Origin of the sequence: Microcystis sp. M061S2 (assembly GCF_020245605.1) — a bacterium.
In the GTDB taxonomy this organism is placed as follows: Bacteria; Cyanobacteriota; Cyanobacteriia; order Cyanobacteriales; family Microcystaceae; genus Microcystis.
The window spans coordinates 16,509-29,480 of the sequence record NZ_JADBUP010000087.1; the positions used below are offsets into that span (position 1 = coordinate 16,509).

Genomic DNA, 12,972 nt, shown 5'->3' on the forward strand with positions numbered 1-12,972 from the left:
ATTTAACCGCAAAAACTTTGACCTATTGTAACTTTTATGGCCAGCGCACCCAGTACCACCTTAGATAAGTCCACCCAAGGGGTGAAAAAGACTTATCCCAACTATAAAGTTATTGTTCTCAACGATGACTTTAACACCTTCGATCATGTGGCCAATTGTTTAATTAAATATATCCCGGATATGACCACCGATCGAGCTTGGGAATTAACTAATCAAGTTCACTACCAAGGACAGGCAATTGTCTGGACAGGTCCCCAAGAACAAGCGGAACTTTATCACCAACAATTGCGACGGGAAGGATTAACCATGGCTCCCCTAGAGGCCGCATAATTATGAATAATGGTCGCTTAGTTTGGAATCATTCTACTCATATTCCGGGGTTGATTGCGGTATTAGAAAAGTTAATTACTTATCAGGGAATCACCACTGTCACCCCCGGGGTACTTTCTCGCTCAAAAGGTCATTGTCCGCGGTTACAATTGCGGATATCAGTGCCGATTCGTGGTGGTTTTAAGCTGATTGCGAGGACAGGAAAAAGTGTTCAGGAAGTCTTTGTTATTACCGATTTAAACCAAGAGGATTTAGAAATGGCTATCCAAGCTTGTTTAGGAAAATAACTGTCGTGGGTGCGTTGTTGAAAGGCTGCTGGTTACTAATCATTGTTTTTCTGTTTTTCTGTTTACATTCTCTCCCTAGTTTGGCAGTAATGGATAGGGTTCCTTTAACAGTAACTTTATTGCAGGAACGTTTAAGCGCACCCGTCCTTAAAGAAGGGATGACTACTATCGATTTAGCCAATTTAGTTATCGATATCCGCGATGAAAATAAGGAACTACAAGAACAATTTTATCAACAGATTCAAGGTCAAATTAATCGCGCTAAACAACCCCTAGGTTTAGATTTTAGTAATTCCTTAATTCAAGGCAATTTTATCGCTTCCCGTCTGGGTTTACCGACTCCTTTAACAAAAGTGGCCCTTGCTACCTTGTTATCACCCACAGAAGAACAGTTATTACAACAGGACGAAAATTTTTTATTCGATAGCGATGAACCGGTTTTTAATGTCACAGTATTTCGCGGACCGGTGAAGTTGCAGGGAACCGTATTTATGGGAGAGGTGGACTTTTCTAAGACCTTTTTTCTGCAAATTGTCGAAGCAATGGCAGCAAAATTTAGTCGTGAAAGTAATTGGGTAGAATCGCGTTTTGCTAGGGTGGCAAAATTTACCAAAGCAAATTTTATGGGAGATGTAAATTTTAGTCAAAGTCAATTTTTAAATAAAGCCATCTTTCGCAGCGCACATTTTAAAAGTATTACTAACTTTCATGGCAGTCATTTTACTGCCGAAGCTTATTTTGATCAAACTAAATACGATAAACTCGCAGATTTTACCCGTACTTTCTGGGAAAAAGAAGCCAATTTTTCCCAAAGTCAATGGCGAGATCGTCCGCTATTTTCTAAGAGTAGATTTTTAAGTTTATTAACCTTTAGAAATGCCACTTTTGAAAAATCAGGTGCTTTCCGGTCTAGTTATTTTAATGGTGTGGTTAGTTTTCAAGATGTGAAACTTTTAGATCAGGTAGATTTTAGTAATTCCACTTTTACTAACAATAGTTATTTAAGTGTATCAGGATTAGCTTTTGATTCCGATAAAGCGAAAATCCTAGGAGATAGAGGAGTAATTGGTCAGGCAATTTATTTACCAAACCTAGCAGGAAATGAGACAGTTTTAAGAAATTTGGTTCGTAATTTTCGCTCCCTAGAACAAATTGCCGATGCTAATCAAATTGAATACAAAACCGAAAAATTGCGATTACAACAGTTAAAACAAAAGCTAAATAATATCTCAGTTATTCGCCTAATTAACCTCACTTGGGTAGCTGATTTTCTGCATACTTCTTTCCTTGCTTTACTATTACTCTTAAGTCAAGATGGTACAAATTTTAGTTTAGTTTTCGGGACAGGAATCATAATTTTTGCCTATTTTGGCTGTTTATTTTGGTTAATTGATCGCGTGCGTCGTCTCACTCCTAAACCAGTAATTCCTAGTCGTTATGAAATCTTTTGTATGGTAACTAGCTATATTATTCTCACCCTTTCTGGTGTGTTTAATATCCTGCAATCTGCCAGTCGTCCCCTACTAACTTTAACAGCTATTGCCCTAATTCTTGTTCCCTTACCCTTAATTTTAGTTATCGAACTTTATCGTCGGGGACGCTATCACGATTTAATGGATAGTTCCTATTTTCTGCAAGATGGTAGTATGCGACAATTACGCTTATTAATCACCCGTTTACCCGTGGTTCCTGAATTTCCCCTCTTTCGCGATCGTTATACTCCTATTTCTTGGCAAAAGCGTTGGAATTGGTTAAATTATTACGATTTAAGTCTCAATAATTTGCTAAAATTAGGCTTTAATGATTGGCGAGTTCGCGATCAAGAATTACCCGCTATCATTTCCTTTTTAGTTTGGTATCAATGGGGTATCGGCATCTTTTATATCACTCTCCTTATCTGGACTCTCTCGCGCACAATTCCGGGGTTAAATCTCTTGATTTATTTAAAATAAACTGTAAAAATCAAAGAGGGCGAATGCAATTCGCCCCTACAATCCTATTATTACCCCGCCCCCACAAAAAACTTTTTCAGCCAACCCCGAGGGCGAATGCAATTCGCCCCTACAATAATATTATTCCGCCAATGGTAGGGGCGCATCGTGGTCAGTGAGTTTATCGAACTGCGTGCGCCCAAAATGTCCTATAGATATTTCGACCAAATTGAGATGCACCCAAATTATCCCTATTCTTCTTCTTTCCACACAAAAACTGGAAGAGCCATCTATTTCACCTATGATAGAACTAAGGGACTTGCGCTTTGATAATTACCTTTTGGGCGAACGCAGTTCGCCCCTACATTGTGGACAAAATCCGTTACTGTAGGGGCGCAAAGCTTGCGCCCTCCGATCGATTGGGATATTATTCCCACGCAAGTCCCTAAGGGGGGATCGAACCCCCCAGGTAATTGACCACCCCTAAACCAATACACTTGTACTATAGCTTGCCCAAAAAAATTCCAGAAAAGGGAATGAGGGAAAAAAGGGAAAAAAAGAGAAAAGGGTTACAGGGTCCTCCCAGCACCGCACACCACCCGAAAACCGCTGCTGCTGTCGTAGTCGTCGCGGCGGTTGTTGACGGCGCGGTAAGCAGAACGGCAGTTATCGGGATTGTCGTACCAAGAACCGCCCCGCGGAAGAGAACGATTATCATCCCCATTTTCTGTCCAGACACTGCCATCCCTCGGCGCACCGTCATAATTATCGTGCCAGGTATCGGCGCACCACTCCCAGACATTGCCGTGCATATCGTACAGTCCAAAAGCATTCGGGGGAAATTGTCCCACGGGAGTCGTTTGCTGTCGATATTCTCCCTTCGGTTCCTCAGCATAGATTCTGCTGGCATTGTAGTTAGCCAATTCCCCGGTAATGGTTTCCCCAAAGTAAAACGGGGTGGTGGTTCCAGCACGACAAGCGTACTCCCATTCCGCTTCACTCGGTAGTCGGTATTCCCTTCCCTCCTTTAGTTTTGATAATCTCGCACAGAATTCGATCGCATCGTACCAGTTGACTTGTTCCACGGGACGGCGATCGCTATCGGGACGGTCTTTAAAATGGGCCGGGTTGAGATCAAGGTCTTTTTCTACTTTTAAATCCGTGCGAGAGGCGATCGCTTTCCACTGAGCTTGGGTGATGGGATATTTACCCATGAAAAAGTTGGAGACAGTAACCTCATGTTGAGGGCGTTCATTCTTAAAACTATCTTTCTCATTTGGCGGTGAACCCATCAGGAATTCGCCCCCTGGGATAGCAACCATAGTCAGGGGTTCGATGCCCTCCCCTAGGGGTTCCTCGTAGTAGTAGGCCTCCAGGGGTTCTCTTTTGGTAATTTCTCCCCATTTATCGACGTATAGGGTCTCGAAGGTGAATTTTAGGAGTTTTTCCGGGGTCAAGATTTCCTGTTTTCGCTGCCTCACTCTCTCCTCGATGTTTTGGGCGATATCGGCGTACTCTCCCCCCCAAGTGCGGAGAACAGCCGCGTCCACCTCAGCGAAATAGAGAGAGCGATCGCTGACTGCATCCGCTAGAGAACCCTGTGGATTGGGGATTAGAGCCGAAAAATCGCGAAATTCGCCGTAATGGTCGCGAATATAATCGCCGATGCCGCGCCAAATATCGATCGTGCGCCGGTTGGCACTATCTGCCAACAGTAACTGACGAATGCCGGGGTAAAAATCGTACCAAGCATCCGGAACCGTCGCTCCTTCCGGACTAAAGGTAGATTTTTCGACCAGTCCGCTAAAAAAGACCTCCGCTAGATGCCAATGTTTACTATCGGGTAAAAATCGCCGCTGTGCCAATCGCATCACTGGAGGAATCAGGGGAACGGCCGCCAGCACTTTAGCCAGTTCTCGGGCCAAGGGACTGGCATCGATTAAAAAGCCTCTCAATAACTCTTCCGGGGATTCCGCTTCCAGAGCGGCTGCCTCTTCTTCTCCGGTTTCACCCATATTCACCCCCGCAGTCGTTGCTCCCATTAAAACCCCCTGAATGGAGTTACCACCGCTCCCAGCGATAAATTTCGCCCAGGTTGCAAAGTGAGCAGGGGATAGATTGAAAATGGGGAACCGATAGAGAATCTGCTTCGTGCGGAGTCTTTCCCCCACTTGCAGTATTGCATTGGCAGAAGCGGGACCCGGTGCAATCAAAGGCCGGAGTATTGCCCCCTCTAAAGCGGTTCGTTGCCATAGCTCCTGCGGGAAAATGTGAGCAATGGTGACGGGGTGTTCTTTGCCCAGATCCGCTAGGGTGGCGAAGGCAGACCCCGATCGCCAAGCTTTCCCCAAAGTATCGGTTAGGACGATAAAAAGTCGATTTCCAGAGGGTGCAACCAGACTGCGAGGGTTCCGTTCGATTTGCCCCGCACCGGAAAGCAAACGAGCTTCATTTTCACCGGTCTCGAACCACCAAACCCGCACATCCCTAAAAAAGCCTTGCCAACGGAAGAGGGTGGTCATTCCCCCCGCTAGATCTCCCCAAAATTCCATCGGGGGAGAGCGATCGATCAACAGGTGAACCTCTAACCAACGTTCTAGGGGGGGACGGAAAGCGAGCATCGGTAATCCCCCCGCTTCGGCCGTCCGTTCCACTGTAACCTCGATATCCAACTCGTCGGCCCGTAATCCAGGCACGCGACGCGCTAGGGGAAGAATTGCCTTACTGATGGCGGTGGGTTCGGGTATTGGAAAGGGATCGGGGACGCGAACGGGAGAAGAACGATCGCTCTCGACCGAATCGCGCTTCCGGGGTGTCTGCATCGGGCGATCGATGGTTTCGGGATAGGCAACGGGGAGGGTTGGCTCGATCGCTCCGGGGGGAGGGGTTTCTTCACCGCTGCCGGATGACCGGTTATCCTCCTGATCATTAGATGAGGTTGCTTCCGAATGTTCAGGCTGCTCGATCGACCAAGGCGCGATAATTCGATCGAGGTAAGCAGCGCACCAGATCAGTTCTGCCATTTCCCTCTCGTCTTCCCACCAGATGGCTTTTTTCCCTTCCATCTCTCCCCCTACCCTTGCAAGGATTTAAAGAGGGTGTCTAGCAGCTTGCTATCGGGGTCGGTGAGGTCGTTTCCCTGTAGTAACAGATAGACCGCGTTGAGCAGTTGATCGGTGGCTAGTTTGTCTTTGCGTTTGATTCGATCGAGAAATTCCCGGATCAGATTTCTGGCCGGTTCGTCCAATTGATTTAGGCTCTCCGGGGGGAAACGTTGCTCTAGTATCCGATAGAAATCATCCTCGTTGTCGGGTTGTTCTAGTCTTAAACGCAAACATCGACGCAGGAAAGCGGGGGGAAACTCCCGGGCCTCGTTACTGGTCATGAATACTAGGGGGAACTCCTGACAAGACACACAACCTCGATCGATCGGGATTTTTTCCTCGCTGTCGTCCTGTTGACCGCGATAGGGAAGAACCGATTGGTCGCCGGTTTTTAATCGTGTCAATTCTGGGATCTCAAAAAATCCCTCCTCGAAAATATGGAGGAGATCGTTAGGCATATCGATGTCGCTTTTATCGATCTCATCAATTAGCAGCACCGCCGGTCGTCCTGGAAGGGATCGATAAAAAGCCATCCCCATGGGACCTAATCTTAGATAGCTGCCGATATCCGGCTCCTCGTACTCTCCCCCCTCTCCCACTTTCTGTCTTTGTAGGGAAGCTTCCTGTAACCGTCCGATCGCATCGTAGGCATAAAGACCCTCTTTAAGGGTGGTGCGGGAAACGATCGACCAACGGTAGGGGCCGGGTAATCCCAATTCCCGGGCAACTGCGTAGGCCAGGGAAGTCTTGCCGGCGCCGGGGTTGCCCTCGATCAGTAGGGGACGACGCAAGCAGAGGGCAGCATTCACCAATTCCACCGCTTTCTTATCCGCGACGAATCCTAAAGCCCTAGGGTCGATTTTTCCCTGTTCGGGCGGTATTTCCTGCGATTTCGCCGCTTTTGTCCATTCTTCCGGGGACAGGCTAAAACTGCGCCAAGGAGGTGGCGGTGGGATGCGATCGAGGTGTTTTCTTTGTTCTTTGGGTGTGGGTAAACTATCGGCACTCAGGGTCAACCCCCGATAGATGCGAAGTTCTTCTGCTTTGGTAACTGGTTTATTGGCCATTGGATTCCACCACTCTCGTGTTTAGAGGTCTTGGTCTCGGGGAGGGTTTGGGGTATAGATCGTCCCAGAAAAGGGCGATTTTTCGCTTGTTTCTGCGTAATTCTTTGATCTTATCGGGCCAGTTTTTCCATTCCGAGGGTTTTAGATCGTTATCTGTCATCGGTTGATTGGCGTTTCGACTCCAGACGGCGATCGGCAGGGATTCCACGATCTCTTCCAGATCGGCGATCGATGGTTCCGTTCCGATGTAGTAATCTTTCTGATCAAGATCGCTATTATTTTCCCATAAAGCTCTCTTGATCTCCTCGATCTCGTCGCGGATCTCTCGGAAATCTTCATCGAAATAGCGATCAAAGGAGTTAATAAAGACGGGATACTCGTATCCTAGGGATCTCCACATTGTACCTCGCTTAAATTGAAATTCTTCCAGAGGGTATTTTAAAACTTTTATTGGCAGAAAAATTTCGAGATTTAGCTTTACTGTGTTCGGCAAACTATAACGAGCTTTGCGAATTAAATTAGCGAGAAATGTCTGGCTTTCTGGACAAGATTCTATTTCGCTATTTAATTCAATTTTTTCGTTTTCAGCAAATCTTCCTAAGGGGCGATGTTGACTTTTAATCCAAAGATTCATTCTTAAGTGAAATGAGTTGAACACCCTTCCAGTATTATTATCTTTATCGAGATCCTGTTCTATTTCAATTTGAAGTCTCAGCTCTTCTCGATTAATACGTTCCTTGAATTTTTTCCACGACTGCCTGACTTCATTTTGTATTTTATATAAATCCGCATTTTCTCGATACTTAATAACCCTATACTGCCAACCTTCGATAACATCAATCGACGGGTTAATCCTATCTTCTTCTAATAACCTAGTTCGACACCACTCGGAACAAGCTATGAGAGGACAGATACCCTCTATAACTGGCTTGTTTGATAATTTCTTTAATTGTTCTTTAAGTTCTAGATCGTCCAAAATAAACTCTTCTAAAAATTTACTATTCAATAAAAATGAATTGATAAAAAGTAAATTTTTTGATAAATGTTTTTTAAATTCATTCAATAATTCTTCTGTGAATTTAAGGCGTTTTTCTTCCCAAGTTCGTATGGTTTTAGGAATAACTGGAAAAAATTTTGCTTCTCCCTGAGATCCCGTCAGGTCATGTATAACCTCTTGTTGCATTGAGTCGGGAATTTTTTCATTAACTTTGCCTACAATTTCATCGGGGGAAATATATCGATTACGAGACTGTTGACAAAAATCTTTCAAAACTGCTGCCAAAACGGTAGAGAATACACTCTCTTTAGCGGTTTGTTTGGCACGACAAGCGGCGATCGTGTGAACGGCAATACTTTTTTCTTTGCTCGATCGATATATCCCGATCGAGCCAGCAGCGAATTTTGTAACGTCCACCGCTCCCATTTGGGAGTAACAGGTATCGATAATATACAGGATCTGCGCTATCCGAACCCCATCATTATTGAGAGGACGAACTAAATCTTCGGTCGATAGAGCCGTTTGTCCAATTAGGTTAGGATCAGTATCCTCCAGTAAAAGATAATGTCTATCCCCCAGTATATACTCGCCGTGACCGGAATAATAAAAAATGACAATATCGGTTTCACGGCGATTTTGTTGAAGCCATTGAGCAAATTTGAGGGTAATTTCATCTTTTTTCGGATTAATATCTAAATCGGTTAACACTCGCTGGTATCCAAAATCACGAGTAAACAGATCGATTACCCGTTCTAAATCCGTCTCGACGCTGGGTAATTGCTCGAATGCGTTGTAATCCTTTGTCCCACAAGCGATTAGATAATACTTGGTTTCTTCATCCATACCATTACCCATCAATCGATTAACCCCGATCGAATCGCTTCCCCAGTTTCAACCGCCGTCAGATACCTTTTGGCATCGTGAGCCTTGCAACCATTATCAACTGGCTTATCCTCGACAGTTCCCTCAAATAAAGGGTTGAGTTTCTTTGTCAACGCCACCACATCGCCATCGTCTGCGATATTCACCCATCTTTCCACATTTCCGGGCCAGCACCCCAGGTTATTGCGGGGGGATGGTTGCAGTCGATCGAAAATTAATTGTCTTATCCCCAAAGGAGAACCGAGAGTGACAAAGACTTTAATCGGCCATTCTGGATGCTGACATAAAGTTTCGTAACAGACGATCGAACCGAGAGAATGAGCTACAAGTACCCGCGTATCTTCACCGATACATTCTATTACTCGCTCTTGAATCTGCTGTTTTAGCTCTCGATTGTGTAAATAGCTCCCCACTTGCTTAAGATAAGAAATAACCAATTTCTCGGCAATGCTACCGAAAAACCGAGATTCACTTAACCCCGACAAAGCTCTCTGGATAATTTTCGGGGTAGATTTTTCTCTCAAAAGGCTATCCGCATTGGGATGATTATTTTCCACTCGTTCCGTTTCTTGCCACCACGACTGGAGTAATTCTTTTTCCCAATCGGAATCGATATCATTAACATCGTAGTTCGGGATACCGATCGCTTTCGATTTTCCCCGGAAAATATCTCCGTAAAACGCACAACGAAAATCAGTATCGGACTCTAACTCGGTTCCCGCGAGTTTCAATCCATCCTTGAGACTTGGCAACCACTCAGCACAAATCGTGTTGCTACCCCCAAATTCTTGCGCAATACCGTGAACACCGACAATTTTAGCCATGATCCTCCAGTTACAGGGCTTTCCTATCCCTGTTTATTTTCAATTTTAAACGGTTTTTACCACTTGAGAACAAGAATAAAATAAGCTCTTGACTATCTAAATTACTCGACTCTCTTAAGGTTGTGGTGATGAGCAAATCTGATCGAAGAAAAGACCTACGCTATACACCCCCACCAGTCGCCCATGGTGTGACATGGTGAACATTTTTTAGCCAATATTCAAGGAGAGAAATTGAAGTTGAGAAAAGGGGGATATCTCCAAGAAAATTTATCCCTGAAATTCCGTCAAAACCCCATAGATTGCCCAGATAGCCATGGCGCGTAAATAATGACAAGCACGAAAAGTTCCCACCGATGTAATCGCTTCCGGGGTGCGAAATTGTAGGCCATTTTCATAGACTTGTTTCACCACCGCTTCTGTAATTTGCCATCCTTGCTTTTCCATTCCCATTTGCAGTAAAAAAGCCACCAACCCAAAATTAATTCCTACCCAAACTTCCAAGGGATGAGTTGCCTCGGGATTTTCGGGAGTACCATCGGGTTTTAAACCATTGGCCGCCCCAAATTTTCCCCCATGAAACTTGAGAAAACAAGCCTGATAAATCTTACTTAAAGCTGATTGCGTGTATTGATTTTCTACCACATCTGGTAAACTCAATAAACGAGCATAAAATTGACCGCATAATTGATCAGTCATCACCACATCGGAACCACTGCCACTATCTAAATTATAATATTCTCCATTCCAGAGAGTCTGATGATAAATAGCGCGAGATTGCTGCAACCAACTGGCAAAAATTGCCGTATCTTCTCCAATGATTTCGCCAATTTTAAGCGTCGCTTCTAGGGCCGCTATCCACAAACCACCACAATAGGCACTAATTCCCTGTAAACGCCAATCATCAAAGGTTTGGTCTGGTGCGCCAGAATTTTCGGGAATCCCATCGTTATCAAGGTCAAAAGTTTTTAAATATTGCAAAGTCAGGACAATTGACGGCCAACATTCCCGCAGAAAATCCTCATCTTTAGCCCCCGTTAATAAATAATCCCGATAGACTAATAAAACAAAATCACTGCCTAAGTCTTTCCAGAGATTACAATCTTGATAACTGGTGTAATTGCTCTTTTGCCAAGGGTGTTCATTGGGTGCGCCTAAATCGTGGGGAGTGGCATTTTTGGCCTTACGAATGGCACTAGCTTGGTTATAACCGATAATCCGAGGAGTGTCGTCACTGCTGGGAATTGCCCTGGCAAAAGCTTCCATGACGGCCTTTTCTAAGCGCGGCCATAACATCAATAACCCAAAGGAACCATAGAGACGCACATCCAGACTTTCATACCAACGATAATCAATACATTCTAACACTCCGAATTGACCGATCGGATCCTGTTCCGTGGCTGCCGTCCAGAGAGTGCCGCCGTCAGTTAGGAGATATAATTCGTTAAATAAAGCCATTTTAAACCAATCGGCCAGATCGCTGCGTTCTAGGATCGGTTTTTGCCAGTTAATAATATTTTCTCGCCATGTGTCGCCGTGTTTTAAAGCCGTGCGTACCATCGCCCAAGCATTTTGACCATTGCGACCGAAAAAGTCCGTATAACGACGATAATAGTTAATTCCCTGGGCAAATTCGGTGACGGGTAAATCCCAAGCTAAAATAAAAGGAATTTTGCGAGTTTTCCCCGGAGGAATGGTAAAACGAATCGCCATGGCCGTGGCCGTTTGTTCCCCTTTTTGGGCGGGGGTTTCGTCCTCAATATCCGGTAAAGAGCCATTCATGGCGAAATAGTCCCAAACTTCGCCTCCATCGCCGGCAGGGTTCCATTTACCCAGATAGAATACCTCTAGACTCGGATTAGTGATAGTGGCAATCGCCATCTGTCCATCCCCTTCCCCGGGGTTTTCGTAATCTCGACCCATTAGACAGCCAACGCGGAAATTATCGACAATCCATTGATTATAATTGCCCTCACTTTCTCCCCATTTTGATTGATATTCATAAACGGGACTACCATCATCTCTCACCTTAACCACTGGGGATTTAATCGCGTTAGTAAACCAACCGATTGTATTTTGCCAAGTCAGCATAATACTAATAGTAATCGGTTTATCGGTGGGATTATGAGCCGTCCATTCAAATAGGGCTATAGGATAACTACTTTCTTGATAATTATGCGCCCAAACCGGTGAGAATTGTTCGCAAATTAATTGAGTCTGAAAAACATCTTTATACTCGTACCAACTGCGGGGATAAAGTGCCCCATAGTTTCCCTTTTCGGCTGGATACCACGACCAGCGCGATAAAGTTCCATCCGTCGGGCTTTCCGTCGCCATAGCGTAGGCTTGGGTGCTTCCGTCTTCTGTTTGTTCAAAAATGCTAAATTGACAGGCGGCAAGGCTATTAAAACTGTGTTCACCGCCGTCCAGATGCCAGAGGTTAAAGTCACCTTTGGGGGAACGTCCGATGCAACCGGCCCCAAATCCCCCCAGAGGCATCCCATGCCAAGGACCATCATCTAAATTGCTGGCGTAACGGACGCTGTAGGGTTTTTCCCAACCTTTGCCTAGAGGACGTTTCCAAGCAGCGGCGGGAATTTCTGGAAGGGAGACGAGATTAAGCATAGATTTAAGTGGGAATTATGAATTATGAATTATGAATTAGGAATTGGGGAGAAGGGATAAGGGAGAGGGGATAAGGGATAAGGGAGAGGGGATAAGGGATAAGGAATTGGGGAAAGGGGAAAAGAGAGAGGGGAAAGGGGAAAAGAGAGAATAAATAAAAATAATATCCTGAATTCAGGCTCTACCGAACCTGTCATGTAAAACTATCAACAACTCGTGCTTGTAAAGCTTGTATACTAAAGCTTTGAGTTTTTGTTAGATTGATATTTATCAACTTTAGAGCATTGCTGGGCAGAGAGGGAGCTTAAGGAATTTTCTACAGTGTAAGTTCGGAAACCATAATTTCATAATTCATAATTCATAATTCATAATTCATAATTCATAATTTTGACCCCACCAAGAAACTTTTTCAGTAAACCCTAATTATTCGCTAAAGAGATAATTGCTCCGATCACTAACTGGCCAATCTTGATTTTCTCCACCGATAATTAAACGTTTAATATCGACAAAATCCTTACTTAATTGGGTCAAGGCATTGATTAAAATATCTAAAGCAATAAGATCGCTAGTACCGAGATCAAACCAACAACGTCCCCAAGTACCTAAGTATTCAAAATCGGTCATATTGTGCATCGGTGACATAAAGGCATTTTCGGCCATATCTGGATCGTATTCCATATAACTAATATCGACTCCCACCTCCTGTACCTGTAGGTTTTCGGCATTGAAAGCCCCTAATTTACCCAAATAAAACCAAGAGGCAAAAACTTCTTCTACATACTGCTGTTCCATATTCGAGGGAACTGTCGAAAATTCCAGCCAAAACCAGACATCAAAAGGATTAAATTCGCGAAATTGTACTTCCATATTTTTTAGAGGAGACAGGAGTAGGGAGTAGTCACTGATTACTGATTACTGATTACTGATC

The 12,972-nt window shown here is 44.5% G+C and carries 9 protein-coding genes; 3 read left to right on the forward strand and 6 right to left on the reverse strand.

Features of this window, described 5'->3' with window-relative positions; translation table 11 throughout:
* The first annotated feature begins 36 nt into the window (after nt 1-36).
* The 3 genes from clpS to IM475_RS15650 are packed head-to-tail and all read left to right on the forward strand — an operon-like array spanning nt 37 to nt 2,569.
* The gene (gene clpS / locus IM475_RS15640; RefSeq protein WP_002758084.1) at nt 37-330 is read left to right on the forward strand and encodes an ATP-dependent Clp protease adapter ClpS; all 294 of its coding nucleotides are present in this window, start codon (nt 37-39) and stop codon (nt 328-330) included.
* A gap of 2 nt (nt 331-332) precedes the next feature.
* Nucleotides 333-617, forward strand: a complete 285-nt coding sequence (locus IM475_RS15645; RefSeq protein ID WP_002732155.1) for a DUF2103 domain-containing protein — start codon at nt 333-335, stop codon at nt 615-617.
* Between the two features lie 5 nt (nt 618-622).
* On the forward strand, nt 623-2,569 hold the full coding sequence (locus IM475_RS15650) for a pentapeptide repeat-containing protein (RefSeq protein WP_287728164.1): 1,947 nt from the start codon (nt 623-625) through the stop codon (nt 2,567-2,569).
* Nucleotides 2,570-3,117: 548 nt separating this feature from the next.
* Here IM475_RS15650 and IM475_RS15655 read toward each other — a convergent pair.
* From IM475_RS15655 to IM475_RS15680, 6 genes are all read right to left on the reverse strand, one after another.
* Nucleotides 3,118-5,613 carry a formylglycine-generating enzyme family protein gene (locus IM475_RS15655; RefSeq protein WP_287728165.1) on the reverse strand — a complete coding sequence of 832 codons (2,496 nt, stop codon included), beginning with the start codon at nt 5,611-5,613 and terminating at the stop codon, nt 3,118-3,120.
* Nucleotides 5,614-5,621: 8 nt separating this feature from the next.
* Entirely contained in the window at nt 5,622-6,719 is a 1,098-nt protein-coding gene (locus IM475_RS15660) for an AAA family ATPase (RefSeq protein WP_287728166.1), read from the reverse strand.
* Complete coding sequence (locus IM475_RS15665) at nt 6,709-8,559, reverse strand: caspase family protein (protein ID WP_287728168.1); 1,851 nt, start codon at nt 8,557-8,559, stop codon at nt 6,709-6,711. Before IM475_RS15665 ends, IM475_RS15660 begins: the two co-directional genes overlap by 11 nt.
* Before the next feature lie 11 nt (nt 8,560-8,570).
* Nucleotides 8,571-9,422: a hypothetical protein gene (locus IM475_RS15670; RefSeq protein ID WP_287728169.1), complete on the reverse strand. Its 852-nt coding sequence runs from the start codon at nt 9,420-9,422 to the stop codon at nt 8,571-8,573.
* A 267-nt stretch (nt 9,423-9,689) separates the two neighbouring features.
* The gene (locus IM475_RS15675) at nt 9,690-12,044 is read right to left on the reverse strand and encodes a GH116 family glycosyl hydrolase (RefSeq protein ID WP_287728170.1); all 2,355 of its coding nucleotides are present in this window, start codon (nt 12,042-12,044) and stop codon (nt 9,690-9,692) included.
* A gap of 423 nt (nt 12,045-12,467) precedes the next feature.
* Nucleotides 12,468-12,911: a DUF3531 family protein gene (locus IM475_RS15680; protein WP_002749339.1), complete on the reverse strand. Its 444-nt coding sequence runs from the start codon at nt 12,909-12,911 to the stop codon at nt 12,468-12,470.
* Nucleotides 12,912-12,972: the final 61 nt, after the last annotated feature.